This is a genomic window from Halonotius aquaticus, assembly GCF_003605575.1.
GTDB lineage: Archaea > Halobacteriota > Halobacteria > Halobacteriales > Haloferacaceae > Halonotius > Halonotius aquaticus.
This window is the reverse complement of sequence record NZ_QKNY01000018.1, coordinates 192,707-219,074: the sequence shown is the minus strand read 5'-3', so window position 1 is coordinate 219,074 and position 26,368 is coordinate 192,707. Positions and strand designations below refer to the sequence as shown.

General features: G+C 63.3%; 29 protein-coding genes and 1 tRNA gene. 24 read left to right on the top strand and 6 right to left on the bottom strand.

What is annotated here, in order from left to right:
- Positions 1 to 235: 235 nt before the first annotated feature.
- Entirely contained in the window at positions 236 to 418 is a 183-nt protein-coding gene (locus tag DM826_RS10675) for a hypothetical protein (RefSeq protein WP_120103412.1), read from the top strand.
- 72 nt (positions 419 to 490) lie between these two features.
- Here the strand turns inward: DM826_RS10675 and DM826_RS10670 are convergent.
- A tRNA-Met gene (locus tag DM826_RS10670) sits at positions 491 to 641 on the bottom strand.
- 173 nt (positions 642 to 814) lie between these two features.
- Between DM826_RS10670 and DM826_RS10665 the strand changes: the two genes are divergently transcribed.
- On the top strand, positions 815 to 2,014 hold the full coding sequence (locus DM826_RS10665; protein WP_120103411.1) for a DUF7115 domain-containing protein: 1,200 nt from the start codon (positions 815 to 817) through the stop codon (positions 2,012 to 2,014).
- A 20-nt stretch (positions 2,015 to 2,034) separates the two neighbouring features.
- On the opposite strand, the gene DM826_RS10660 is transcribed toward DM826_RS10665, so the two are convergent.
- From DM826_RS10660 to DM826_RS10645, 4 genes are all read right to left on the bottom strand, one after another.
- Positions 2,035 to 2,451 (bottom strand): DUF5830 family protein, encoded by a 417-nt coding sequence (locus DM826_RS10660; protein ID WP_267899981.1) that lies wholly within the window; start codon positions 2,449 to 2,451, stop codon positions 2,035 to 2,037.
- A gap of 83 nt (positions 2,452 to 2,534) precedes the next feature.
- Entirely contained in the window at positions 2,535 to 2,714 is a 180-nt protein-coding gene (locus DM826_RS10655) for a DUF5786 family protein (protein ID WP_120103410.1), read from the bottom strand.
- Positions 2,715 to 2,791: 77 nt separating this feature from the next.
- The gene (locus DM826_RS10650; RefSeq protein ID WP_120103409.1) at positions 2,792 to 3,229 is read right to left on the bottom strand and encodes an adenylyltransferase/cytidyltransferase family protein; all 438 of its coding nucleotides are present in this window, start codon (positions 3,227 to 3,229) and stop codon (positions 2,792 to 2,794) included.
- Positions 3,226 to 3,744, bottom strand: coding sequence for a Mov34/MPN/PAD-1 family protein (locus tag DM826_RS10645; RefSeq protein WP_120103806.1), 519 nt, complete (start codon positions 3,742 to 3,744; stop codon positions 3,226 to 3,228). The genes DM826_RS10650 and DM826_RS10645 overlap by 4 nt, the downstream gene beginning before the upstream one ends.
- A gap of 97 nt (positions 3,745 to 3,841) precedes the next feature.
- On the opposite strand from DM826_RS10645, the gene DM826_RS10640 reads away from it, so the two are divergent.
- Positions 3,842 to 5,740: a DHH family phosphoesterase gene (locus tag DM826_RS10640; protein WP_120103408.1), complete on the top strand. Its 1,899-nt coding sequence runs from the start codon at positions 3,842 to 3,844 to the stop codon at positions 5,738 to 5,740.
- 20 nt (positions 5,741 to 5,760) lie between these two features.
- On the opposite strand, the gene DM826_RS10635 is transcribed toward DM826_RS10640, so the two are convergent.
- The gene (locus DM826_RS10635) at positions 5,761 to 7,404 is read right to left on the bottom strand and encodes a phospholipase D-like domain-containing protein (RefSeq protein WP_233735775.1); all 1,644 of its coding nucleotides are present in this window, start codon (positions 7,402 to 7,404) and stop codon (positions 5,761 to 5,763) included.
- Between DM826_RS10635 and purK the strand changes: the two genes are divergently transcribed.
- The 21 genes from purK to DM826_RS10530 all read left to right on the top strand — a co-directional run bounded on the left by purK (position 7,390) and on the right by DM826_RS10530 (position 26,310).
- Positions 7,390 to 8,670, top strand: a complete 1,281-nt coding sequence (gene purK, locus DM826_RS10630; protein ID WP_321167530.1) for a 5-(carboxyamino)imidazole ribonucleotide synthase — start codon at positions 7,390 to 7,392, stop codon at positions 8,668 to 8,670. The two genes, DM826_RS10635 and purK, sit on opposite strands and share 15 nt — an antisense overlap.
- Positions 8,671 to 8,713: 43 nt before the next feature.
- A complete protein-coding gene (gene purE / locus DM826_RS10625) occupies positions 8,714 to 9,337 on the top strand; it encodes a 5-(carboxyamino)imidazole ribonucleotide mutase (protein WP_120103405.1) in 624 nt (207 codons plus the stop codon).
- Positions 9,338 to 9,446: 109 nt separating this feature from the next.
- Positions 9,447 to 9,860, top strand: a complete 414-nt coding sequence (locus DM826_RS10620; RefSeq protein WP_120103404.1) for an NADH-quinone oxidoreductase subunit A — start codon at positions 9,447 to 9,449, stop codon at positions 9,858 to 9,860.
- The gene (locus tag DM826_RS10615; protein WP_120103403.1) at positions 9,857 to 10,561 is read left to right on the top strand and encodes an NADH-quinone oxidoreductase subunit B; all 705 of its coding nucleotides are present in this window, start codon (positions 9,857 to 9,859) and stop codon (positions 10,559 to 10,561) included. Before DM826_RS10620 ends, DM826_RS10615 begins: the two co-directional genes overlap by 4 nt.
- A complete protein-coding gene (locus DM826_RS10610) occupies positions 10,558 to 12,216 on the top strand; it encodes an NADH-quinone oxidoreductase subunit D (RefSeq protein WP_120103402.1) in 1,659 nt (552 codons plus the stop codon). Before DM826_RS10615 ends, DM826_RS10610 begins: the two co-directional genes overlap by 4 nt.
- Complete coding sequence (locus DM826_RS10605) at positions 12,216 to 13,289, top strand: complex I subunit 1/NuoH family protein (RefSeq protein WP_120103401.1); 1,074 nt, start codon at positions 12,216 to 12,218, stop codon at positions 13,287 to 13,289. Before DM826_RS10610 ends, DM826_RS10605 begins: the two co-directional genes overlap by 1 nt.
- The gene (locus DM826_RS10600) at positions 13,286 to 13,747 is read left to right on the top strand and encodes a NuoI/complex I 23 kDa subunit family protein (protein ID WP_120103400.1); all 462 of its coding nucleotides are present in this window, start codon (positions 13,286 to 13,288) and stop codon (positions 13,745 to 13,747) included. The genes DM826_RS10605 and DM826_RS10600 overlap by 4 nt, the downstream gene beginning before the upstream one ends.
- A gap of 141 nt (positions 13,748 to 13,888) precedes the next feature.
- A complete protein-coding gene (locus DM826_RS10595; RefSeq protein ID WP_120103399.1) occupies positions 13,889 to 14,155 on the top strand; it encodes an NADH-quinone oxidoreductase subunit J in 267 nt (88 codons plus the stop codon).
- Positions 14,152 to 14,529: a hypothetical protein gene (locus DM826_RS10590; RefSeq protein ID WP_120103398.1), complete on the top strand. Its 378-nt coding sequence runs from the start codon at positions 14,152 to 14,154 to the stop codon at positions 14,527 to 14,529. Before DM826_RS10595 ends, DM826_RS10590 begins: the two co-directional genes overlap by 4 nt.
- Positions 14,530 to 14,832: an NADH-quinone oxidoreductase subunit NuoK gene (gene nuoK, locus DM826_RS10585; RefSeq protein WP_120103397.1), complete on the top strand. Its 303-nt coding sequence runs from the start codon at positions 14,530 to 14,532 to the stop codon at positions 14,830 to 14,832.
- Between the two features lie 3 nt (positions 14,833 to 14,835).
- A complete protein-coding gene (gene nuoL, locus DM826_RS10580; RefSeq protein ID WP_120103396.1) occupies positions 14,836 to 16,866 on the top strand; it encodes an NADH-quinone oxidoreductase subunit L in 2,031 nt (676 codons plus the stop codon).
- Positions 16,866 to 18,395, top strand: coding sequence for a complex I subunit 4 family protein (locus DM826_RS10575; protein ID WP_120103395.1), 1,530 nt, complete (start codon positions 16,866 to 16,868; stop codon positions 18,393 to 18,395). Before nuoL ends, DM826_RS10575 begins: the two co-directional genes overlap by 1 nt.
- Positions 18,392 to 19,921 (top strand): NADH-quinone oxidoreductase subunit N, encoded by a 1,530-nt coding sequence (locus tag DM826_RS10570; protein WP_120103394.1) that lies wholly within the window; start codon positions 18,392 to 18,394, stop codon positions 19,919 to 19,921. The genes DM826_RS10575 and DM826_RS10570 overlap by 4 nt, the downstream gene beginning before the upstream one ends.
- A gap of 57 nt (positions 19,922 to 19,978) precedes the next feature.
- Positions 19,979 to 21,433, top strand: coding sequence for a DHH family phosphoesterase (locus tag DM826_RS10565; RefSeq protein ID WP_120103393.1), 1,455 nt, complete (start codon positions 19,979 to 19,981; stop codon positions 21,431 to 21,433).
- 40 nt (positions 21,434 to 21,473) lie between these two features.
- Positions 21,474 to 22,262: a CBS domain-containing protein gene (locus DM826_RS10560; RefSeq protein ID WP_120103392.1), complete on the top strand. Its 789-nt coding sequence runs from the start codon at positions 21,474 to 21,476 to the stop codon at positions 22,260 to 22,262.
- A 67-nt stretch (positions 22,263 to 22,329) separates the two neighbouring features.
- Positions 22,330 to 22,947 carry an adenylate kinase gene (locus DM826_RS10555; RefSeq protein WP_120103391.1) on the top strand — a complete coding sequence of 206 codons (618 nt, stop codon included), beginning with the start codon at positions 22,330 to 22,332 and terminating at the stop codon, positions 22,945 to 22,947.
- Between the two features lie 60 nt (positions 22,948 to 23,007).
- Positions 23,008 to 23,892 carry a DUF106 domain-containing protein gene (locus DM826_RS10550; protein WP_120103390.1) on the top strand — a complete coding sequence of 295 codons (885 nt, stop codon included), beginning with the start codon at positions 23,008 to 23,010 and terminating at the stop codon, positions 23,890 to 23,892.
- Between the two features lie 96 nt (positions 23,893 to 23,988).
- Complete coding sequence (cmk, locus tag DM826_RS10545; RefSeq protein WP_120103389.1) at positions 23,989 to 24,567, top strand: (d)CMP kinase; 579 nt, start codon at positions 23,989 to 23,991, stop codon at positions 24,565 to 24,567.
- Positions 24,568 to 24,578: 11 nt separating this feature from the next.
- The gene (locus tag DM826_RS10540; RefSeq protein ID WP_120103388.1) at positions 24,579 to 25,532 is read left to right on the top strand and encodes an RNA-guided pseudouridylation complex pseudouridine synthase subunit Cbf5; all 954 of its coding nucleotides are present in this window, start codon (positions 24,579 to 24,581) and stop codon (positions 25,530 to 25,532) included.
- 54 nt (positions 25,533 to 25,586) lie between these two features.
- Positions 25,587 to 25,961: a MarR family transcriptional regulator gene (locus DM826_RS10535; protein WP_120103387.1), complete on the top strand. Its 375-nt coding sequence runs from the start codon at positions 25,587 to 25,589 to the stop codon at positions 25,959 to 25,961.
- Positions 25,951 to 26,310, top strand: a complete 360-nt coding sequence (locus DM826_RS10530) for a hypothetical protein (protein ID WP_120103386.1) — start codon at positions 25,951 to 25,953, stop codon at positions 26,308 to 26,310. Before DM826_RS10535 ends, DM826_RS10530 begins: the two co-directional genes overlap by 11 nt.
- Positions 26,311 to 26,368: the final 58 nt, after the last annotated feature.

Sequence of the window (26,368 nt, the reverse complement as noted above, 5' to 3'; positions counted from 1 at the left end):
TCCAAGATTCACTTCGACTGCCCACACGCAAAGTCCGTACTGACTTCACGCTCTACATCTTGCACAGTTCGATCTCCCAGATTTGAGACAAATACCGCTGTTTCACTATCTTCGGTAAGAACCTCTCCGGGCATCAGTGCACCTGCCACCGCTGTTGTGACTGTCAGTGACCGACACTACGTGAAGTCGAGAGAGCAGAACGCTCAAGACAGTTGCGTCCAGACTGTCGGGCAGTATGGATATACCGAATCAGGCCGGTATCGGGATCGCACTGTTCGTCGTCGGGGCGTTGCTCTTCATCCCTAGCTTGCTCTGGCAGGAGGGACTGCTAACGTACAGCATTCTTCTTATCGCTGCTGTGTTGTTGACTACCGGCACCTATCTCTTTGGCACCAGCGGCACCGAACGACCGGTCTAACGGCTTACGTTCCTTTTTCAACTGCTCAAAGCGGGTTTCCCTCGCTGTCACGCGAGACTGACAGTAGAATGATGGCCGGGGTGGGCTCCGAACCCACGATCTCCGCATATCCCAGGTACGAGGCTCGGCAGGCCTCATGGGAGCGGACGCTTCCAAGGCGGTACCGCACCGAATCTCAGTAACCCTATGAGTGCGGCGCTATGTCCAGCTAAGCCACCCGGCCGCACCCCAATATACCCTGATCCGGTTCTTTAACCTTCTCATCTACGGCGGTCTCTCGGCAGGCGATTTGTCGGCTATCCGACCCGCCGGCTGCCCGTTGCTTTCGCTGTCAATGCCCCTTTTATACCCAATGAGACAGCCGGATTTATGACCCACCACCGGCATCATATAGCAATGAGTCTGCCCGACGCACTTACGTCCGCACTGGGCGAGGAACCTGCCGTCGCGGAGGTCTCGCTGGGTGGCGACGACATCCTTGCGGTCACGCCGACGCGGACGCTCGTCTACCGTGCTGAGGGGCTCCTTTCCGATGAGGCCGTCGAGGAGTACCCTCATGACGCCGAACGCCTCACGCTGTCGGAGGGCCGCCGGAAAGCCAAGCTGACCATGGAGTACGGCCTCGATGGCACCGAGACGCTGTCGCTGCCGTCATCCCGGATCGACGACGCGCTGTTCCCGATCCTCGCTGGCGTCATCAACGCTGCCGGCGTCACCGAGCCCGGCGAAAGCGTCCTGAAGACGTTCCGATTTAGTGAGATCACGCTGATCATCACCAGCCGGCAGGTCGTCAAACATATCGGAACACCGGTCTGGACTGAGGACTTCGAGACCTTCGAGTACGCGTCGATCACCGACGTAACCTTCGAGGAGGGTAGTGTTGCCACCACGGTCGTCCTCACCCACGACGGTCGGCAGGATCGGTTTAAGATCCCCAGCGACGACGCCCGCGCTGTCCGAGAGGCTGTCGTCGACGCGGTCTGTGCGTTCCACGAGGTCGACAGTATCGACGCGCTGCGTGCGCAGGTCGCTGCGGCGGCCGACGACGAGCCGGACACACCAGTCGATGCGGAGGCCTCGGCCGATCAACTCGACTTCGGCGAGGGGATCGATCCGCTTGGGGCGAATCCACCAGACGTTGACCCCGAGGGCAACCCAGACGCAGCCACGGAGTCGACAGAAAGCGAGTCTGTTGGCGATGAGGCGCTCGCGGCGTCGCTCGGCCAAGGCGGTAGCGACCAATCATCAACCCCTGCCGAGAGTGAGCCCACGACGACCGCCGACAGCGGGACGACGCCCACCAGCGAGAACCCGTCGTCGACGACCGCCGACAGCGAGGCCGAAAGCCAGCCGACGACCACTACCACCGGAACCGCAGCCGATTCGACGACGACTACTGACGCCGCGACGCCCGAGACGACACAATCGAGTGGCTTTGAAAACTCCGGGTTTGAGTCCGCTGGCCCTGTCGATGAGGATGATCTGTCTGAGACGGTCGCCACCCTCGCCGAGCGGATGAACCGCCAAGAGGAGCAACTGGCCCGCCAGAACGAACTGATCGAGACGTTGATCGAAGAGCTCCGACGCGGTCGATAACAGCCGTTTTTCTTGTTGATCTAATCGTCGCGGCCAACGACTTTCCGAATACACGCCGAGCCAAACGGCCCGAGTTCGCCGGTCTCAAACACGATGAAATGGCCCGTTGAGAGCCCCGCACCACATCGCTGACAGGTAAACTCGCCGTCGCGGGCAACGACCTGCTGGTCGAAGCGGACGAAGCTCCCGCCGCGCCGCACCTGAATCCGGCCATCCTCGCGCTCGATGAGCCCCCGTTTTTCGGCGGTATCGAGGATCTCCCGGGTGAGCGATGGGCTCGTGGTCACCGTCTCGATCCGATCGATCACCGCCGACAGCGGCAGCTCGTCGGTTTCGAGGTGTTCGATAAGCGTGAGTGCGAGTTCGCGTTTCGCCGCCCGACGCTGGGGAGCGTCGCCGTCGGGTGTCTCATCGGCCGCCGGATCGCCGTCGGTCACAGCCCGGCTTCGCTGCCGGCGCGCATAATCGTTCCGTCAACCGGGTCGGTATCGCGTCTACAAACGACTGCTGTGGGCGTCGACTACGCGTCTTCGTCGTCTTTCATCTCAGAAAGTTGATCAATGAGATTGTCTGTATCGGCATCGGATTCGAACGACATCTCGCCGTCGTGGTCGTTTTCGTGCACCGCGACGCCGTCGCTGTCGTCCGTCTCGACGTCTTGATCCTGCTGTTCGGACTCGTCGTAGCTTCCAAATCCCATACTGATCGAACTACCCGTCGCCCACAAAAACCGACCGATGTTGCCATGCCGTCGCCTCGTCGGCACCGACCCGGCTCTCAGCCGCGTTGCTTTAGAATCCGGTCGATGATCGCCCGCGAGGACAGCAGTTCCGCGTCGTGGCTCGGCTCGCGGGTGCTTGCCCGCTCGATCTCACAGTCGATGCCGCGGTCGGCCAGTGTCTCGCTGATCGCCGCGGCGTCGTGATGCTGGTCGTGGCCGAGGACGATCACATCGGGATCGATCTGCTCGATCGGCACGAAGATATCTTCGGGGTGGCCGCGGTGGGCCGCATCGACGACGCCGAGGGCACCGACAGTTTCCTGTCGCTGGCGATCCGAGAGGATCGGCGGCTCCTTGTGGGTGACGTTGGCTCGCCGGGCGACGATGACGTGAAGTTCGTCGGCGTACGTCGCAGCCTCCTCTAGGTAGTGGATATGGCCCGGATGCAGCAGGTCGAACGTGCCCTGGGCGACCGCGCGTGTCGGTTCGGTCATCGCTCGGACTCCTCGCTGCCGGGGTCGCGACCCTCGGCCCGCAGTTCGGCGTCAATGTCTGCTTGTGTGAAGTCGAAAAACTGCTCCTCGGGGAGGTCGACATCGAGCACATCGAGTGATCGGGGGTCGCCATTGCTGTTGAAGGCCTTCCAGTCGCGCCAGCCGTACGGTGAGCCGATGATGATGTGGACGTTGCCCTTGTGGAATGTTTTCAGATCCGCGTCGCTCGGTCGCAACACGCCGTTTGGGTGGGAGTGCACCGAGCCGACGGCCTTGCGGTCGTTGGGGATCATATTTGATTTGACCGTCGCACTCTGGGGGTCGGATTTGGTGCCGGGAATCACCAACACGTCGGTGATGACCTGGCCGCGCCGTTCGAGATCGAACTTGCGGGCGTCCTCGCCTCGAAGGAGGCCCATATACTCGTTGGGGTGGGTCGCCTCGCTGGCTTCGAGTGCAAACTCCAAGGTCTCACGGGCGATGCCGAGGATCTCACTCGAACGGAACAGCCGCATTGCCATCTCTTCGGCCGGGCGGCCATCTAAGCGTTCCGAAAGCCCCGGCGAGCGGAGATAACAAGCTTAACACGTTGGTCACTCCTATCGGACGTATATGACTGATGAGTCCGCCGGGGATTCCGGCGTTCGGGATGATTCGCGTCCCGTCGTGTACGATCTCGCCCCTGACTGTACGATCACCGATGTCTCACCGGACGAACACTACCACGCTGTCGTCAACGGCGTCGTCGACTACGGCGTCTTCGTTGACATCTCCGACAACGTCTCGGGGCTGATCCACGAGTCGAATCTTGATCGCGCCTACGACGTGGGCGACCGCCTCGTTGTCACCCTTGATTCCGCAAAGGACAACGGCGATCTCGCCTTCGATCTTCCCGCGTTCGACGACTACCGGACGGAGCTTCGCGAACACGAACCGGATATCACGGCGATCGATGACCTCGAAACCGGCGAGACCGTCACCGTCGAGGGGCAACTCGTCCAGATCAAACAGACCGGCGGGCCGACCATCTTCGAGGTCACCGACGGCACCGGGATCGTCAGCGGTGCGGCCTTTGAGGAGGCTGGCGTCCGAGCGTACCCTGATGCCGCTGTCGACGATGTTGTTCGGATCAACGGGGCGGTTGAACTCCACGACGATGTTCGGCAGTTGGAAATCGAGTCGCTGACGATCCTCGCCGACGACACGGCTGCGGCTGCGGCTGAGTCGATCGATGAGACGCTTTCCGAGCGGGCGACACCGGCCGACATCGAGCCACTGATCGAATGGCCCGCGTTTGAGCCGATCTTCGAGGATCTGGTGGATCTCGCCGAACGGCTGCGGCGGACAGTTCTTGAGGGTCGCCCGATCCGTATCCGGCATCACGCTGATGGCGACGGGATGTGTGGGGCGACGCCGCTGCAACTCGCCCTAGAAAACTTCATCACCGAGGTACACGCCGATCCCGACGCCCCCGAACACCTCTGTAAACGCCTGCCGAGCAAGGCTCCCTACTACGAGATGGAGGACGTGACGCGGGATCTCAACTTCGCCCTTGAGGGCCAGGATCGCCACGGCCAGAAGCTCCCGCTGTTGGTGATGCTCGATAACGGCTCGACCGAGGAGGATGTGCCGGCCTACCGGAACCTCGCCCACTACGACATCCCGATCGTCGTTCTCGACCACCACCACCCCGATCCGGAGGCGGTCGACCCACTGCTGGACGCCCACATCAACCCCTACCTCTACGGCGAGGACTACCGGATCACGACCGGCATGATGTCGGTCGAACTCGCCCGGCTGATCGACCCCTCGATCAGCGATGATGTCGAACACGTGCCGGCGGTCGCCGGCCTCTCGGATCGCTCGAAAGCCGACGTGATGCCGCGGTTTGTCTTCCGCGCGAAGGAAGCCGGCTACGATCGCGACGATCTCGAAGCCATCGGCGAGGCCCTCGATTACGCCGCCCACTGGCTGCGCTACAGCGAGGGCAAGACCCTCGTCAACGACGTACTTGACGTGGGCTGTGACGATTCCGATCGCCACGAACGCCTCATTGAGTTCCTCGCTGAGCGCGCTGAACGTGACGTGGAACGTCAACTCGACGCCCTTGAGCCGCATGTCGAACACGAAAGACTCGACTCCGAGGCGCATCTCTACCGCATCGATCTCGATAACTTCGCCCATCGGTTTACCTACCCTGCGCCCGGCAAGACGACCGGCAACCTCCACGACCGGAAGGTCACCGAAACCGGCGAACCCGTGATCACGATCGGCTACGGCCCGGATTTCGCCGTGCTCCGCTCCGACGGCGTCCGGCTCGATATCCCCGAGATGGTGACCGAGCTCAACGAGGAACTCCCCGGCTCCGGTGTTTCCGGCGGCGGCCACCTCGTCGTCGGCTCGATCAAGTTCGTCAAGGGTCGCCGCGAGTCGGTGATCGACCTCCTGGTCGAGAAGATGGCTGACGCCGACCTTGACGAATCGCTGTCGAGTACGGCTCCGCTGGAATAACGCGGTCGGCTACTGCCTCCTCAGTTCTCAACAAAGACCAGCCACCGCTTCGCGAGCAGCGCGGTGGCACTGATCACGGCGACAGCGACGACCACGAGCCCGGCCAGAAGCTCGCCGCTTGGGAGAACACTGAACCCACCGCCGTCGCCGCCGGCCTGCCAGTCGCCGGTGAAGACCTCTCGGTAGTAGTCGGCGACGGCGGCGTCGGTGACGGCGATCGCCACCTCGCGGTTGTTTTCGGCGGAGTTGTCGTTCCAGTTGAGACTGCCGATGACCGCGGTGTTGTCGGCGACGATCCCCTTGGCGTGGATTTTCCCAAATCGGTCGTTCTCGTCGGCGACCCGAACGCTGAGCGGGACGGTGTCGTCGACCACCCGATCGCGCAGCGTCTCCGCCAGCGCCGTGTTTTCCTCCTCGGCGTACCAGGTTCCACTCAGCAGGATCCGCACCTCGACGCCGCGATCGGCCGCGCGGATCGCCGCCCGGAGCAGCCGGTAGTCGCGGTCGCCGATCGACGGCTGAATAATGAGTAGTTCCTCCTCAGTGTTGTTGATGCGTTCGACCAGTGCCGATTCAGCGTTGTCGGGGGCAGCCAACACCCGCAGCTTGTCGGCTGTCGTCGACATCGGCGGGTGGCGTTGTGGATACGAGCCGGTCGCCGCCTCAGCTTCGACGGTCTCGATTTCTCCTCGGACAGTCTCCCACTTCGGGGTATCCTTCCACGTTGTATCGTGTTCAAAGATCGCGGCCAGTTCGTTGGCGACCCCCGCCGAGTCGGCGATCAATCCCCAGCCGCGGCTGTCGGCTCCGCCGGTGCCTGATGGCTTCCAGTTTTCGGTGAGAACAACGGCGGTGTCGTCGGCGACGGCGTACTTGGCGTGATGATACCGAAATCGTGCCGCATCGCCGGTCATCACACGCACGTTGACGCCGGCGGCGGTGAGTTCGTCGAGGACGGTCGCCTGCTGTTCCGTCATGCCACCGACCGGGCCACCCTCGACGAGGATGGCCACGTCGACCCCGCGGTCGCGGGCGGCGATCAACTCGTCGACGACCCGTTGATCGGTCAGCGTGTAGGCCGCGAGATAGAGTCGGTCGTCGGCGTCGTCGATCGCCTCGATCGGTGCGGCTGGATTATCGGGGAGGACGAACGCCTCGACTGACGCGTCGGTGACGGTGGTGGGTGCTCGCGGCTCGAAGCCCGCGGGCTGCCAGCGTGGCTCGCGATCGGCGCGCCACTGCTGGCTTTCCGGGGCGTCCGCGTAGCTGACAGTGTCGACGACGCTGTCGCCGCGGCGAAGGGTCAGCGTCTCACCGCTGACAGCGAGTTGGAAGCTGCCGTCGGTGGCGACCGGGATTGCGTTCGTGTAGGTCGCGGTTTTGTCGGGGTGTCTCGTCGCGGCGAACCGTCCAGTCCGGTCGTCCGGCAGGTCGACGACCCCCTCGCCGTCGGTGAGCGTCCAGTTGCCCGGTTCGGTGATCGTGACAGTTGCATACTCACCGCGGTTTTCGTCGGTCGTCGGGTTGGGATAGAGTTCGACAATCTCCCCTGTCGTTGCGGTGTCTGTTGTTGCGCTTGCCATCCCCACAGATGGCGCGGCGATGAGGAGGCAGCCACAGACGAGGAGCCAGCCAAGCGCTCGGAGCCAGTGGTGCCATGCCACGCGGGGTCTGCTGCGGCTTCGGATAAAAACATCCGGTCGGAGCCGGTTACACCGCAGGTAAGAACCCTTATTTTCGCCCGCCGGAATCTCCCGCGTATGACAACGCTCCCCGGCCCGACGCTCGGCGTCGTCGGCGGTGGTCAACTCGGTCGTATGCTCGCCGAGGCTGCCGCGCCGCTCGGCGTCGAGGTGATCGTCCTCGATCCGACACCCGAGTGTCCGGCCTCGCTTGTCGCCCGCGACCAGATCGTCGGCGACTTCGACGACCCCGACGCAGTACGGGAACTCGCCGCCGCAAGCGACGTGCTCACCTTCGAGATCGAACTCGCCGATCCTGATCTGCTCGAATCGGTCGCCGACGAGTACGACGTGCCGATCAACCCCGATCCCGGCACCCTCCGGACGATTCAGGACAAACTCGTCCAGAAGGAAGCCCTCGCCGACGCCGGCATTCCGGTGCCGGATTTCATCGGGATCGGCGGCGAGAAAGACCTCCGGCTCGCAGTCGAGGAACTCGACGGCGTGATGCTCAAGGCCCGCGAGGGCGGCTACGACGGCCGTGGCAACACACCCGTTCAGGAGCCTGACGAGGCGGCCGCCGCCCTCGACGAACTCGGCGTCGACACGATGGCCGAGGCATTCGTCCCCTTCGAGCGCGAACTCTCGGTCATCGGTGTCAAGGGAGCCGACGGCGTCGCCACCTATCCTGTTACCGAGACGATCCACGAGGAGGAGATTCTCCGGGCCAGCGTTTCACCGGCCCGCACTGACGATCAGACACGTGATCGCGCCCGCGAGGTCGCTCGTGATGTCTTGGAGTTTCTCGACGGCTACGGCGTCTACGGGATCGAACTCTTCGAAACCGAGGACGGCGAAATCCTCGTCAACGAGATCGCGCCGCGGCCACACAACTCCGGCCATTGGACGATCGAAGGTGCGCGCACCTCGCAGTTCGAAACCCACGTTCGTGCCGTCCTCGGCTGGCCGCTCGGATCGACTGACCTCCGAGAACCAACTGTCTCGGTAAACATCCTCGGCGACGTGGCTGAGCCCGAGGCAGCGACGCTCCACAACGTCGATAGCGTCCTTGAATCGCCGAACGCCCATCTCCACTGGTACGGGAAAAAACAGGCTCGCCCGCTCCGAAAGATGGGGCATATCACCGTCACTGATCCGGACGCTGACGCCGACGACCCCGGCGACCGCGATGCGCTGCTCGACCGCGCGGAATCGCTCCGCGATGGCGTCACCTTCGTCGGCGAGTAGCGCAACCACAACACACTTGCCGCCGCTGGGAGCATCCAAACCAATGACAACCGCACCCGAAGTCCAAGAGCTGATGGATCGACTCGAAGCCGAAGCCGCCCAGCAGCGCGATCCGGAAACGACCCCGGATGTTGGCATCATCATGGGTTCGGATTCCGATCTCGATGTGATGGCCGGCGCGTACGAGGCCCTCGAAGAACTCGGCTTTGCCGAGCAGACCGACTTCGATAATCCACCCGAGAGCCGGTTCACCTTCGAGAGCTATGTGGTCTCCGCACACCGGACGCCGGAACTCATGACCGTCTACGGCGAGACTGCTGCTGACCGCGGGCTCGACGTCATCATCGCCGGTGCGGGCGGAAAATCCGCTGACCTGCCGAATATGACCGCGTCGATCGCCTACCCGATTCCGGTGATCGGCGTCCCCGTCCAGGAGAAGTCCGTCGACAGCGTCATCGGGATGCCGACCGGCGCGCCGCTGACGGCTGTCGATGCCGGCAAGTCGTTTAACGCTGGGCTCTCAGCGGGTCAGATCATCGCGCGTGAACACGAGGAGATCGAGCAGGCGTTGATCGAGTACCACGACTCACTGCAGGGCGGCGTCGGCGATGTCTCGAAAGCCCTCCACGATCTCGGCATCGATGGCTTCCGCGACCACGACGCGTAGGTTCTGATCGCCGGTCGCTGCGTCAGCCCACGAATGCCCACCTAGCCGGTAGAAAATCAATGCTTATGAGGGCCGGGCGCAAACGCTCGTGTGTTACGGAGTATATCGAATGTCATGGCTAGCTATCGGGGCACTGGCGTTGGTCGGCATTGCGATCCCGCTTGCGATGATCGTGGTGTCGGCGTTGTTGCGTCCAGCCGTCCCAGAAAGTGGTAAGAAAACGACCTACGAGAGCGGTGAGATCCCGACCGGCTCGGGGCGCGTCCAGCTCAACATCCAGTACTACATGGTCGCGCTGCTGTTCGTCGTCTTCGATATCGAGACGGTGATGGTCTTCCCGTGGGCGGTCATGTACCGCTCCGCGTTGGAGGCGGGTGTCCCCCTATCACAGGCGCTGCTCCCGCTTTTGGCCTTCATCGGGATTCTCGTCGTTGGTCTCGTCTGGGCGTGGCGCGTCGGTGCGGTACAGTGGACGCGGAGTATTCGCGCGGCCACGCAGAAAACGGAGCGACAGAACACATGAGCAGCGACAATCAACAACCGTTCGTTACCGACAGTTCGAAGGTAGGCACAGAGACCCGCGAGGCACGGCTCTCGGGACAAGACAACCGGTTTAATTCCCGACTGCGGGAGGCGTTTGGCTCCTCGCCGTTCATCCTCACCAAGTTCGATAAGTTCATGAACTGGGTGCGGGGCTCCTCGATGTTCATGCTGCAGTTCGGGATCGCCTGCTGTAGCATCGAGATGATGCACACCTACGCGGTCAAACACGACCTCGACCGCTTCGGGGCCGGCGTCCCCCGCGCGTCGCCCCGGCAGGCCGACGTGATCATCATCCCCGGGACAATCGTCTCGAAGTTCGCCCCGCGGATGAAACGCGTCTACGACCAGATGCCCGAGCCGAAGTTCGTCATTGGCATGGGCTCCTGTACCATCTCCGGCGGCCCCTTCCAGGAGGGGTACAACGTCGTCAAGGGTGCCGAGGAGGTCATCCCGGTTGACATCCACGTCCCGGGCTGTCCGCCGCGGCCGGAGGCGCTCATCTACGGCGTCGCCAAACTCCAAGAGCGGATCGCCAACGGTGAGTCCTCGCCGGTGACGGTCAAACCTTACGAGCTTGAGGAGTTCGGTGACCTCGAACGCGATGAGATCGTCGACCAGCTCGCACAGGAAATCGATGTCGAGGATCTGGTCATGCGGTACAACTGGGCTGATTCACCATGAGCGTGGAACTCCCTGCCGACACCGACGCGGTACAGACCCCTGAGGAAATCGCTGATCTCCTCGGCGACCTCGTCATCGGCCGTGAGGAACACCTGAACGCGCCGGGCTTCGTGATCAAACCCGACACAGTCGTTGACGCCCTGCGTCGCCTCCGCGATCAGGCCGGCTTCGATCACCTTTCCTGTGTCACCGCCGAGGAATACGAGGATCGCTACGAGTCGATCTACCATCTGACGAGCTACGACGACCGCACTCAAGAGGTCAGCATCGTCGTCCCTGCCGACAAGGAAAACCCGGTCAGTCAATCGGCCAACGAGGTCTTCCGGACGGCTGACTGGCACGAGCGAGAGGCCTACGACCTCATCGGCATCGAGTACGACGACCACCCTGATCTCCGCCGGATTCTCCTCCCCGAAACGTGGCAGGGCCATCCGCTGGGGCAATCCTACGATCAAGATCAGCCGCAGGTCGTCCCGCTACGGGAACACCAGAACCCGCTGTTGGAGGATCAAAAGGCCGACAACGACAGCGAGACGATGTACCTCAACATCGGCCCGCACCACCCGGCGACCCACGGCGTCCTCCACATCAAGACCGTCCTCGACGGCGAGCAGGTCGTCGATCTCGAACCCGACATCGGCTACCTCCATCGGTGTGAGGAGCAGATGTGTCAGAACAGCACCTACCGCTACCAGATCATGCCGTACCCCGACCGCTGGGACTACATCTCGGCGGGGCTGCTCAACGAGTGGGCCTACGCGCGGACGGCCGAGGAACTCGCCGACATCGAGGTGCCCGAATACGCCCAGATCATCCGAACCATGGGCGCGGAACTCTGCCGGATGGCGGCGCACTTCCTCGCGCTGGGCACGTTCGCCCTCGACATCTACGGCGACTTCACCGCGCTGTTCATGTACTCGATCCGGGATCGCGAGAAGGTACAGAACATCCTCGAGGAGCTGACCGGCCAGCGGCTCATGTTCAACTACTTCCGGCTCGGCGGCGTCGTCTGGGATCTGCCGGAGCCCCGCGAGGAGTTCTTCGAGATGACCCGGGACTTCCTCGACGATCTGCCGACCGCACTGGAGGAGTACCACGACATGATGACCTCCAACGAGATCCTGCAGGTGCGGACGGTCGACACCGGTGTCCTCCCGCCGGAAGTCGCCAAAAGCTACGGTGCGACCGGCCCGGTCGCCCGCGGTTCGGGCATCGATTACGACGTGCGGCGTGACGACCCCTACGGCTACTACGAAAACCTCGATTGGGATGTCGTCACCGAGGACGGCTGTGACAACTTCAGCCGCCTGCTCGTCCGGATGCGCGAGGTCGAAGAATCAGCCAAGATCGTCGAGCAGTGTATCGACCTGCTTGAAGACTGGCCGGAAGACGAGCGTAACATTCAGTCGAACGTCCCGCGGACGATCAAACCCGACGACGACACGGAGATCTACAAAGCCGTCGAGGGCGCGAAAGGCGAACTCGGGATCTACATCCGATCGGACGGCACCGAGAAGCCCGGTCGATTTAAGATCCGGAGTCCGTGTTTCTCGAATCTCCAGACGCTGCCGGAGATGTCCAACGGTGAGTACGTCCCGGATGCGATCGCATCGCTCGGCAGTCTTGACATCGTGCTCGGCGAGGTGGATCGCTGATGGCTGGCGTTCTCCAAGGCGAGGTCTTGCTGCCGGAACAGATCGCCGACCTGCTCGGCCTTGAGGGCGCCCTCGGCGCGGCTGTCGGCGCGCTCATCGGCGCGTTCGTCGTCGGCAACGTCATGTTGGCGTTCACCGGTGTCGCCGGCCCGTGGGCGAAACGGAAGATCACGGCCGCCTTCACCGACCGGATCGCCGTCAACCGGATCGGTCCGTTTGGGCTGTTCATCATCATCGCCGACTCGGTGCGGCTGCTCTCAAAGGAGCTGATCATCCCGGATGGTGCCGATCGCCCCTCCTATGATCTCGCGCCGCTGATCCTGCCGGCGTCGGCGATGCTTGGGTTCGCCGTCATTCCGATGGGGAGTCTCGGCCCGTTCAACATCCAGCTTGCCGACCCTGAGGCGGGGCTTGCCCTCGTCTTCGCGTTCGCCTCGATCGCCTCGATCTCGCTGGTGATGGGCGGCTACGCCTCGAACAACAAGTACTCGCTGATGGGTGGGCTGCGGGCGGTCGCCCAAAACATCGCCTACGAGATCCCGCTGATCGTGACGGCGATGTCGGTCGTCGTCTTCACCGGCTCGCTGCAGCTGAGCACGATCGTCGCCGAACAGAGCACGACGCTAGTCTCGATCGCCGGTGTGTCGATCCCGGCGTGGTTCGCTTTCGTCAACCCCTTCGCATTCGTGTTGTTCCTCGTAGCAAACATGGCGGAGATCGGCCGCAATCCGTTCGACATTCCGGAGGCACCGACCGAGATCGTTGCCGGCTACCAGACCGAGTATTCGTCGGTGTACTTCGTCCTGTTCTACCTCGGGGAATTCCTTCACGTCTTCCTCGGTGGGGCGATCATGGCGACGATCTTCCTCGGTGGCCCAGCCGGTCCGGTGCTGCCAGGGTTCGTCTGGTTTGTGATCAAGATCTGGGCGTTCTTCCTGTTCACCCAGTGGGCGCGGTCGGCACTGCCACGCGTTCGTATCGACCAGCTGATCGAGATCGGTTGGAAGGGGATGCTCGTGCTCTCCTTCGCTAACCTGGTGCTCACGGCCATTATCGTGGGAGTGATAGCATGATCGGACTTCTCAAAGGGATGGCGACGACGATGAAACACGCATTGGACGGGAAGACCTTCACGGTCGAATACCCCGAAACAGCACCTGAGGTCAGCCCGCGGTTCCGCGGTGTCCACAAGTTCAGTCAGGAACGCTGTATCTGGTGTCGACAGTGCGAAAACGTCTGTCCGAACGACACGATCCAGATCGTGATGGACGACCAACGAAATGGAGAACAGTACAACCTCCACATCGGGCAGTGTATCTACTGCCGGCTCTGTGAGGAGGTCTGTCCCGTCGACGCCATTCTGCTGACCCAGAACTTCGAGTTCACGGCGGATACGAAGGATGAGTTCGCCTACAACAAAGAACAGCTCAAAAACGTGCCGTGGTACAAGGGGATCGACCCGCTGAACTCACGGAATCCGGATCGGGACGCCTGGATCGGCGAGGGCGACGGCGAAGTCGACTACCAGTAATCGCCCCAGCCGCTCCACGCTGACCGCGCTGTCTCACCGCGTCGTGTTGCCCCCGCAGAGCCGTGAGGCCGTCTGTACAAACGGCTGTTTTGCGGATCAGTCTCGAAATCTTCAAAGGGATTCCATCGGGACATACAGGTAATGGTTTATGAGACCATCGCGTTCGCGCTGTTCGCCCTCCTGACGGTGGGCTTCAGCTTGGGTGTCGTCCTCGTCGACGACGTGTTTCACGCGTCGCTGCTGTTGGGCGCCTCCTTGCTGAGCGTCGCGGTGCATTACGTCCTGCTGCAAGCGGAGTTCATTGCAGCGATGCAGATCCTCGTCTACGTCGGCGGGGTTCTCATCTTGATCACGTTTGCCGTGATGCTGACGCGACGCGAGACCGACCTGGAGGTGACCAACGTATGACCGATACCGACGGCTCAGATAGGGCATCTGCGGCGTTGGCTGTGACCGCGTTGTTTGCCGTTCTGGCAACGATGGCACTTGGGGCCGCTGGCAGCTTCCCCGAGCCAACTGGCTTCCCGGCTGACGCCTCGCTTGTCCACAACATCGGCTACGCGCTGTTTGATATCGGGATCGGCGAGATCCCTGCGGAAGGCTTTCTCGCCGCGTTCCTGATCATCGCGCTGGCACTCGATGTCGCCCTCGATGCCGCGATCTACCTCGCCAAACGCGAGGATGAGGGCTCGATCGTCTCGGCACTCACCGACGGCGGCCGCGATATCGTCGCCGGCGACGTGGCCGAGCGTGAGCCCACCGATGAGGGAGGTGACCGATAGATGGTGCCACCCGAATACTATCTGGTGTTGTCGGCGGCGATCTTCTGTATCGGCCTGTTCGGCATCCTTACCCGGCGGAACGCGCTGTACTTCCTGATGTCCGCCGAGCTGATGTTGAACGCGGCGGTCATCAACCTCGTCGCGTTTTCCTTCCAGTGGGGCAACCTCACCGGCCAGACGTTCGCGCTGTTCGTGATCGCGCTGGCCGCCGCCGAGGTCGCCGTTGGGATCGGGATCGTCCTCGTACTGTACCGCAACTTCGGTGAGATTGACGTGCTGAACGCCGACTCGATGAGGTGGTAACCAATGGTATCAGCATCCGCATACGTTCCGGCAATCGTCCTGTTGCCGTTCGTCTCGTTTATCGTCGCACTGTTCGGCCGTGACAACCTCCCGAAACGGGGGGCCTACGGTGGCATCGCCGCGACCGCGGGGTCGCTGGCACTGTCGCTGTGGGTGCTTGTCTCCGTGCGCAACGGCGCGGCCTTCCAGGAAACCTACTACACATGGGCGACCGGTGTCGGCAGCCAGCCGTGGGGGCTGACCTTCGGCGCGCTGATCGATCCGCTGTCGGCGCTCATGCTTGTGATCGTCTCCTTGGTCGCCATGCTCGTCCACATCTTCAGTCTCGGCTATATGAACGACGAGGACGAGCGTGACCTGCCGCGGTACTACGCTGGCCTCGGCCTCTTCACCGCCAGCATGCTGGGGTTCGTCATCGCCGACAACCTGCTCATGGCGTTCATGTTCTTCGAGCTGGTGGGATTGTGTTCGTACCTCCTGATCGGCTTCCACTTCCGGGAGCCCGGCCCGCCGTCGGCGGCGAAGAAGGCGTTCCTCGTCACCCGGTTCGGTGACTACTTCTTCCTCGTCGGCGTCGTCGCCGTCTTCACGACCTTTGGAACCGCGGCGTTCGCCGGCACGGAATCGTTCCCTGCCCTCGCCGAGGCCGCGCTCAACGGCGAGGCGACCGTGTGGACACCCGGCGGCCTTGAGGTGTCGACGTGGTTCACGATCGTTGGCCTCCTGATTCTTGGCGGCGTCATCGGAAAATCCGCGCAGTTCCCGCTGCATACGTGGCTGCCGGACGCGATGGAAGGCCCGACGCCGGTTTCGGCACTTATTCACGCCGCAACGATGGTCGCTGCCGGTGTCTATCTCGTTGCCCGGATGTACGGCTTCTACGTGCTCTCGCCGACGACGATGGCGATCATCGCCTTCGTTGGTGGTTTCACCGCGCTGTTTGCGGCGACGATGGGTGTCGTCAAACGCGAGCTCAAACAGGTGTTGGCGTACTCGACGATCTCACAGTATGGCTACATGATGCTTGCACTCGGCTCGGGTGGCTACGTTGCGGCTGTCTTCCACCTGACCACGCACGCGTTCTTCAAGGCCCTCCTGTTCCTCGGTGCTGGCTCGGTCATCATCGCCATGCACCATAACGAGGATATGTGGGATATGGGCGGCCTCAAGGACAAGATGCCCGTCACCTACTGGACGTTCCTTGCGGGCTCGCTCGCACTCGCGGGCATCTTCCCATTTGCTGGCTTCTGGTCGAAAGACGAGATCCTGTATGAGGCGCTGATCCACGGCCTCGACGAGCCGCTCATCCTCGGTGCCTACGTGATGGGGCTGCTCGCGGTGCCCGTCACCGCCTTCTACACCTTCCGGATGGTGTTCCTCACCTTCCACGGCGAGCCCCGGAGCAGCCTCGCCCGCGACCCTCATCCGGTTCGGTGGAACGTCAAAGGGCCGCTGTCTGTCCTCGGCGTGCTGGCCGTCGTCACCGGCGGCATCAACATGGTGCCGGTACAGAAAGTCCTCGGCATCGAGGGCATCGACTACCTGCACCTTTGGCTCGACAACCACTGGGGCGGCATCGAGGGACTCTCCTCACACCACTACGCCGAGCTCAACCCCTACAGTAGCCAGTACCTCTTCGGCGGCGAGGTGTCGACCGTGCTCGCCGGTGCGGCTGTCTCGCTTGGGCTCGCCCTCGGTGGCCTCGCGCTTGCGTGGGCGCTGTACAACGTGGCTGATCCCGCCGAGCACACCGACAAACTCGGCGGGCTCAAAGCCTTGTTGTACAACAACTACTACCAGGATGAGTTCCAGGTCTGGGTCGCCGACAACACCCGCGCGGTCGCCGGGAGTGCCGACACCTTCGATCAGGGTGTCATCGACGGCGTCGTCAACGGTGTCTCCTCGGTGAGCCTGCTGAGCAGCGAGCGGATCAGACGGATTCAAAGCGGCGTCGTCAGCAACTACGCCCTGCTGTTGACCTTGGGGCTGACGACACTGCTTGTTGTCTTCGGCCTCATCGGAGGGTGGTTCTAATGATACTCGAAGCACTACTGGCGGTCACGTTCGCAGCGGCCCTGCTCGTCTTTGCGGCCCCCGACGAGTACGCACCCAAACTCGCCTTCGGCCTCAGCCTGCTGCCGATCGCCGGCAGCCTCTATCTGTGGTCGGCCTTCGAGACCGGCGGCAACGCGCTCACCGGCGGCGAGATCGCGTTTAACACCGTTGTCCCGTGGCTGGAGGTCGCCGGCTACCAACTGCAGTGGTACGTCGGCCTCGACGGCATCAGCCTGCCGCTGGTGATCCTGACGACGTTCCTCACGTCGCTGGCGATCGTCAGCGCGTGGACACCGATCGACGACCGCAAGAGCCAGTTCTACGGCCTCATGTTGCTGATGGAGGCGAACCTCATCGGCGTCTTCACCGCCCTAGATTTCTTCCTCTGGTTCGTCTTCTGGGAGGCGGTTCTCGTCCCGATGTACTTCCTGATCGGGATCTGGGGCGGCCCACGCCGGAAGTACGCCGCCATCAAGTTCTTCGTCTACACCAACATCGCCTCGCTGGTGATGTTCATCGGCTTCATGATGTTGGTGATCGGCCTGCCGGTCAACAGCTTCGGGCTGCCGGAGATCACCCAATCGCTGGCCGCGGGCGAGCTTGGCAACTTCTTCTGGCTGCCAAGCGAGACGCTGGCCTTGGTCGCCTTCGCGGCCATGTTCATCGGGTTTGCGGTGAAGGTACCGGTCGTACCCGTCCATACGTGGCTGCCGGACGCCCACGTTGAAGCCCCGACGCCGGTGTCGGTGATGCTGGCAGGCGTCCTGCTGAAGATGGGGACGTACGCCCTGCTGCGGTTCAACTACACGATGTTGCCCGCACAGGCAGAGTACTTCGCGGTGCCGATCGCCATCATCGCCGTCGTCTCCGTGATCTACGGCGCAATGTTAGCCCTTGCCCAGGAGGATCTCAAACGGATCGTTGCCTACTCCTCCGTGTCGTCGATGGGCTACGTCCTCCTCGGGCTGGTCGCATTCACCGAGTTTGGGCTTGGTGGTGCGACGTTCCAGATGATCGCCCACGGCCTGATCTCGGGGCTGATGTTCATGGCCGTCGGCGTCATCTACAACGCGACTCACACCCGCCTCGTCGGCGACATGTCCGGGCTGGCCGATCGGATGCCGATCGCCGTCTGGATCCTCGTCGCCGGCGCGTTCGCCTACATGGGACTGCCGCTGATGGCCGGCTTTGCCGGGGAGTTCTTCATCTTCGTCGGCTCCTTTGGCTCGACGGTGTTGCCGTACGCGCCGGTCTTTACCGCCGTGGCGATGTTCGGCATCGTCATCGTTGCGGGCTACCTCCTGCGTGCGATGCAGGGAACCCTGTTCGGCCCGTTCAACCTCGAAACCGACTACGACCTCGACCGCGCGCCGATCCACGATGTCGCCCCGCTGGTCGCGCTGCTGGCGGCGATCATCGTGCTTGGCGTTGTCCCCTCGTTGTTCTTCGATATGATCCGCGATGCAACCGTTCCGCTGCTTGAGTTGTTGGGAGGTGGGGCGCCATGAGCCTCCTTCTCCAAGGTACCGCGACCGACTGGGTGTTCAGCGTGCGCGCGCTGCTGCCGGTCGTCCTACTGGCGCTGACCGGCCTCGTCGTCTTCGGTATCAACAGCCTCCGGCCCGACGGCCGTGACAACAAGCTGTTGGCGCTGACCTCGATCGCCGGCACGCTGTCGGCGCTGGGCGTCGCCATCTGGTATCTGCTCGCTGGCACCGGCCAGCCGACCCACGGCGGCGCGATCAGCCTCTTCAGTGGGGCGATCATCGTCGATGGCCTCGGGCTGTTCTTCACGGCCATCTTCACCAGTGTCGCCACGCTCGTCATCGCCGCCAGCTACGACTACTTTGAGACTGACGCCAACCCGGCGTCGTTCTACTCGCTGTTGCTGTTGGCGACGACGGCGATGGGGCTGATGGCGGTTTCGAACTCGCTGGCGACCGTCTTCGTCAGCCTTGAGATGGCGTCGCTGCCATCCTACGCGCTTGTCGCGTATCTCAAAGACAATCGCGGCAGCGTCGAGGCCGGCCTGAAATACTTCCTTATCGGTGCGGTCTCCTCGGCTGTCTTGGCCTTCGGGATCAGTCTCGTGTACGCGGCGACGGGCTCACTGCTGCTGCCCGATATCGCCGCCCAGATCGGCTCGGTCGGCGATCTCAACGGCGTGCTCGGGGTCGGGATCGTGATGGTCGCCGGCGGCGTCGCCTTCAAGACGGCGTCGGTGCCGTTCCACTTCTGGGCACCGGAGGCCTACGAGGGCGCGCCTGCGCCGGTTTCGGCGTTCCTCTCGTCGGCCTCGAAGGCTGCCGGCTTCGCGGTCGGCTTCCGCGTCTTTGCGACCGCCTTCCAGCCTGCCCTCGACATCGGCATCGACTGGGGGCTGCTGTTCGGGATTCTTGCGGTCGTCACGATGGTGCTTGGCAACTTCGCGGCGGCGACCCAAACCGAGGTCAAACGCATGCTTGCGTACTCCTCGATCGGACATGCGGGCTACGCGCTGATCGGGCTGGCGGCGATCACCGCCGGCGCGAGTGCCACCAACGCGACGGTGATGGGGGCGGCGATGGCCCACCTGTTCGTCTACGGCTTCATGAACACCGGTGCGTTCCTGTTCATTGCGATGGTCGAACGCTGGGGCGTCGGCCGTACCTTCGAGGATTACGCTGGCCTCGCCGAGCGCGCGCCGATGGCGAGTCTCGCCATGGCGGTGTTCATGTTCAGCCTTGCCGGCCTCCCGCTGTTCGGCGGCTTCCTCTCGAAGTACGTCCTCTTCCTTGGGGCGATCAACGCCGGTTTCTGGTGGCTCGCGGCGGTTGGTGCGGTCACCAGCGCGCTGTCGCTGTTCTACTACAGCCGGGTCGTCAAGGCGCTGTGGCTTGAGGATGCGACGACTGATCTCGACGCCATCGGCGACGCACCGACCGGCCTCTACGCCGCGGTCATCGTCGCCGGCGTTGTGACCGTGTTGCTCCTGCCGGGCTTCGGGCCGGTCATCGAGACCGCCGAGGCCGCCGCGGCCGCGCTGTTCGCCTGATCACCCACCTGTCGTCGACACGGCAGGGTCTTCCCGAACTCTCACCAACCTACGTCTATGATGCGTCGGCTCGTCCTCGGTGACCACGCCGTCGGCAACGCCGTCGCGACCAGCGTCGCCGACGAGCCCGGGACGCTGTATGTCGTCACCGACGACCGCGGCTGGTCGACCACGCTCCGGGAGGCCGGGATTCGGGCGACCGAGGGTGATCCGACCGATCCAACACAGTACCCCGACGATGCCGACGTGGTCGTTGTCGCTGCTACCGACGACGCTCGCGGCTGTGCGATCGCCGAGTGCGCACGGGTGGCCTTTCCCGACGCGACGCTGATCGCGGTCTGTACCGATACGATCGACGAGACCCAACGCGCAGCCTTCCACCGCGTTGCCGACGACCTTGTCGAGCCAGCTGACGTGGTAGCCACCGAACTCCAGTCGATCGCCGGCGACGACCGCGGCGACCGGATGGCACGGCTGTTGGCGGCGATCCGGCCGCTGTCGGAGCCGTTAGCGGTTGTCGCCCACGACAATCCTGATCCTGACGCCATCGCCAGCGCGATCGCCCTCACCGAGATCGCCGACCATGTCGGCGTCGACAGCGAGGCCTACTACTTTGGGGAGATCACCCACCAAGAGAACCGTGCGCTGGTGAACCTGCTGTCGCTGTCGTTGACGGCGACGACCCCGGAGTCATTCGCGGTCGATGACTTTGGGGCGATCGCGCTGGTCGACCACGCCCGTCCCGGCGTCAACGACGGGCTGCCGCCGGAGACGATCGTTCGCCTCGTTGTCGACCACCATCCCCAACGCGAACCGATCGACGAGCGCGGCGGCTATCTGGATATCCGCCCGGCACTGGGGTCGACGAGTACGATCATGGTCAAGTATTTCCAACAGCTTGGCCTGACGCCCGACGAATCGTTGGCGACCGCGCTGCTGTATGGGGTTCAGACCGACACCGACGGCTTCACCCGCGGGGTCGCCCCCGCTGATTTCGAGGCTGCCGCCTTCCTCTCGGCGTACGCCGATGAACGCGCGCTCACAAAGATCGAATCGCCGACGATGAGCCACAGCGTCGCCGACACGCTGGCGGCCGCCATCGACGGCCGGGAGGTTCGTGGCTCCGCGCTGGCAAGCTGTGTCGGCCGGCTTGCCGAGCGGGACGCACTCCCGCAGGCTGCCGACAAGCTGCTGGATATGGACGGCGTCGAGACGGTCATCGTCTTCGGCTACGACGAGGAGACCATCTATGTTTCTGGCCGCACCCGCGGTTCGGCGGTCGATCTCGGCGAAACGTTGCGTGAGGCCTTCGATCAGGTCGGCAGCGCGGGCGGCCACGCGACGATGGCCGGCGCGCAGGTACCGATCGGTGTCCTCGATGCTGTCGAAGACTGGGAGACGCTATCGGTTGTCGTCCACGACACGATCGCCGGGCGGTTCTTCGAAGCCCTCGATACCGCACCTGAACCAGGCAAGTACGGCCATCCGTTGGTGCGGTTCCCGCCGGAGTAACGACCGTGGTTTTTTCAGGTGGCTTCCTGTAGAGCCGCTGATGGACAGCGAGCCACAGGTAGCAGCCTATATGACGCGGTCGGTCACAACGGTCGACCCAACCGATACCGTCGGGGCTGTCCGCGAGCAGATCGACGGCGAGGACGGCCACAACGGGTTTCCGGTCACCCGTGACGGCCATGTTGAGGGATTTGTCACCGGGCGGGATCTGCTTGCTGCCGACCCCGAGACAACGGTTGCGGCGGTGATGAGCGAGGAGACGATCGTCGCCGATCCCGAGATGACGATCACCGACGCCGCCCGGGTGATCGTCCGCTCCGACATTCAGAAGCTGCCGGTCGTCGATGACGGCGAACTCGTCGGTATCCTCTCGAATACGGACGTGATCCGCAGTCAGATCGAGCGGGCGACCCCGGAGAAGGTCGCCAAGCTGAGCCGCACGCTCACCGATCTCCACGGTGTCGAGCTTACCCAGGAACGCCGACAGGTGCCACTCGCCGAGCTTGTGCCAACACAGGCGGAGGTGTACGCCGATGAACTCGACGGGCGGCGGTACGAACTCGAACGCGGCCTCGCCGAGCCGTTGGTTGTGATCGATGCCGGCGGCGACGGTGAGCTGTATCTCGCTGACGGTCACCACCGCGTGCTCGCGGCCGACCGCCTCGGGATCGATGAGATGGACGCTTACGTGATCGTTCCCGCTGAGCCACTGGCGTTGGGCATGGCCAAAACCGCCGCCGAGCAGGGGTTGTCGTCGATCGGCGACATCACTATCATCGAGCAGGATCGCCACCCGCTGGTCGAAACGACGACGCAGCTACAGGGGTAGCAGCCGCCCACTGATCGCTGGCGCGGGAATTGTTCAAACCTATAAGGTAGCCCGGAGTGGAACCAGTATGAGCAATCGACTGCTGTTGCTTGGCCCGCCTGGTGCTGGTAAAGGAACCCAAAGCTCGCGGCTCGCCGACGAATTCGATCTCGAACACATCACAACTGGCGACGCGCTTCGGGCGAACAAGGACATGGAAACCGAGTACGGCACCCCACGGGAGTATATGGATGCCGGTGAACTCGTCCCCGACGGCCTGGTCAACGAGATCGTCGAGACCGCCATCGACGAGGCCGACGGCTTCATCCTCGATGGCTACCCACGAAACCTCTCGCAGGTCGAGTATCTTGACTCGATCACCGAGCTTGACGCTGTTGTCTTCCTCGACGTTGGCGAAGACGAACTCCTGCGCCGGCTGACGGGTCGCCGTGTCGACCCCGAAACGGGCGACGTGTACCACACCGAGTTCAACATGCCCGACGACGACGAGATCGTCGAGCGACTCGAACAGCGCGACGACGACACCGAAGAGGTCGCCGCCGAACGACTGGAGGTCTATCGCGAAAATACCGAGCCTGTCGTCGAGCACTACCGAGAGACCGGCGACCTGATCGAGGTTGACGGCGAAGCCGATCCAGACGGCGTCTTTGATCGCATCGTCGACGCTGTCGGTCTCGACGACTGATCGCTGCGCGGCACCGGCAGAGTACAACCTTCTTATTCACGCGTTGCCAACGAGGGCACAATGAGTCGAATCGAACGCAAAGTTCGCTCGTTGGTCACCGCCGACGCCGAGATGAAGGCGGCCATCGAGACGGTACTCGACAGTGCCACCGACAACGAGGTGCAGTGGGTCGATGTCCGCGATGAGATCACCAGCGGCCAGTGGGGCCGACTGATCGAGAAAGGGATCCTCGTCGACGGCGACAGCGGGTTTCAGATCGAATCCCCCGATGCCGTCCGTGCGGGGCTCACAGAGGAGAGTGCAACCGACGAGATCGAATCGTCCTCCTGGACAAAGTGGGACAAGGGCGCCGCCGGGCTGACTGTCGGCCTCTTTGCCGGCTACGCGTGGGCTCCAGCCCGCAATGTCGTCGCCGGGGCGATCGATGTCGTTCTCGGCCCGCTGACGAACATTGTGCCGTTCTACGTCGTTGTGATGATCATCGCGTTGGCGACCGGGCTGTACTCGACGCTGCTGCGGGTCGCGCTGATGGACACCGAAAAGATGGGCGAGTACAAGGCCCGCATGGACGAGATCAAGCAGAAACGCGAGGATGCCAAGGAGCGCGGCGACGAGGAGGCCCTCGAAGAGATTCAACAGGAGCAGATGGAGGCGATGGGCGACCAACTCGGCATGTTCAAAGAGCAGTTCCGCCCGATGGTCTGGATCATGTTCCTCACCATCCCGGCGTTCCTCTGGATGTATTGGGCGCTCGGCTTCCGCGGTGGGGTCGAACACTACGCCTTCCAGAACATCGTCATCCCGTTTGCGGGTGAGGTCTCCTGGACGACCGGGATCGTCGGCCCGATGCAGATCTGGATCGTCTGGTATTTCCTGTGTTCGATGGCGTTCAACCAGATCATCCAGAAGGGACTCAACATCAGCATGACGCCGTCCTCGAACTGAGCCGGCTCTTTCGGTGCCGCTGGCGTCCGTGTGCGACCGCGCACCACGGGCGCGCTGAAGGGTAATCTCTTTTAGGTGGACGGCCGCAGGACGGATATGTTACTCACCGTCTCTGGCCCCCCCGGCAGCGGGAAATCCACGAACGCTGCCGCGCTCGCGGCGGCCTTTGATCTCGATCACGTCAGCGGCGGCGATATCTTCCGTGAGTTGGCCGCTGAACGCGGCCTTTCGCCCGTCGAGTTCAACGAGTTAGCCGAGGAGGACGATCAGATCGACCGCGATCTCGACGCCCGACTGCGGGAGATCGCCGTCGAAGACGACGACGTTGTACTGGAGTCCCGGCTTGCTGGTTGGCTCGCCGGCGACCACGCGGACGTGAAGATCTGGCTTGACGCGCCGCTGGCCGTCCGCGCCGACCGCATCGCCGACCGCGAGGACAAATCGGTCGCCGTCGCCCGCGAGGAGACCGAACGCCGCGAACAAAGCGAGCGCAAGCGGTATCAGGAGTATTACAATATTGACATCGCGGATCTCTCGATCTATGACATCACCTACAACACCGCCCGCTGGGGCCCTGAGGCTGTCCAGCGGATGCTTACCACCGCCGTCGAGGCCTACGATCCCGACATCGATGAGGGGAAAGCCCCTGTCGAGGGCGTTGTCTACGACTTCTGAGCCCAGCTCCAATGAGTGATCCACTTCGCGCCGCGCCCGACGATCGCACGCCCGCCGAGTTGCTAGCGTTCGGCGTCGTCAACCTAGATAAGCCCGCCGGCCCCTCAGCCCACCAGGTCGCCGGCTGGGTGCGGGATCTGGCCGGCGACGCCGTTGACGACCTCGTTGCCTCGGCTGCTGACGACGAGGAGTCGACACCGAACACGGAGTCACCCACGGTTGACCGCGCGGCGCATGCGGGGACGCTGGATCCGAAGGTGACGGGCTGTCTGCCGATGCTGCTCGGTGACGCCACCCGGATGGCGCAGGCCTTTCTCGAAGGGCGCAAGGAGTACGTTACGGTCTTGGAACTACACGGCCCACAGCCGGCGGATTTCGAGTCGGTGTTGTCGCGGTTTGAGGCACCGCTCTACCAGAAGCCGCCACGGAAAAGCGCGGTGCGTCGCCAACTTCGCGTCCGAGAAATCTACGCGCTGGAGCTGTTGGATCACACCGACCGCCAGGCGTTGCTCCGGATCGCGTGTGAAAGCGGCACCTACGTTCGCAAGCTGTGTCACGATCTGGGGCTGGCACTCGGGACGGGCGCACACATGGGCCATCTTCGCCGCACCGCGACTGACCCCTTCGACGACACCTCCTTGGTCGATCTGCATGAGTTCACCGACGCGCTGGCGGTCGCCCGCGAGGGCGACACCGAATGGCTGCGGGAGATTGTCCAACCGGCCGAGCGCGCACTGGAGCATCTGCCGAGTGTCGTCATCGCGCCCTCGGCGGCCGAACAGGTCGCCACCGGCGCGCCGGTGTACGCGCCGGGTGTGATCGAGGGGCCAGACAGCGCGGTCGATGACGACGCGCTTGTGGCCTGCTACACGCCCAACGGGAGTGCGGTCTGTCTCGGGCGGCTCGTCGGCGACCCCGACGCCGACAGCGGTGTTGTGGTTGATCTCGAAGCCGTGTTGGTGTAACCTCGATCCACAATCGCGCAATACATTCAATACACGCCAGTACAACCCATCTGTATGCCGATCACCAGCGACGAGTTTGAGGAGCTCTCGGTGGACGCCGGCGAGCCCGCGGCCGGCACCAACGCGGATCGGATTCTCTCCTTTCTTCGAGAGCACCCGGAGACAGCGTACACCCAAAGCGAGATCGCCGCCAACACCGGCGTGAAATCCGGATCGGTTGGCCCGACGCTCGTGCGACTCCGCGAGCGTGGGCAGGTCGATCACCGGGAACCCTACTGGCGCATCAGCGACCACGAACAGAGCGTCGACGCCGCCGGTGAACACGCAGCGGCAACGCTTACCGAGCGGGAGGAGGCGGATCACCCGCCACAGCTGAGCGAGTGGGAACCCCACGCCGTCGATCCGCGCACGCTCCGCGATGACGAGTGACCGGTTTCTCGCTGGCGACGTGGTGTGGGCTCCTGATCCGTATCGCACCGGCTCGAATCCGCGGCCATGGCTCGTTCTCAGCGCGGATGCGGTTCCGTACCGAGGGGAGGAGTATATCTGTGCAGGGCTCACACTGAGTGATCTTCCCGCAAACATCGCGGTCACCGAGAGCGATTGGGTTGCTGGCTTCAATCCTGACAAGCTTTCATACTGTTCTCCATGGGTGCTCGCAACGATCAAACACGACGCGGTCGCAAATCCACAGGGACAAGTGACCAATGAGTTCACCCGGCGGATCATTGCTCGCAGCAGCGAGTATCTGTCCGGCGACATCGAGAAGCAGCACTGAAACCACCCGACACAGCCGGCGGCGACGAGCGAAACAAAGGTGTTAAACGACCGCCTCG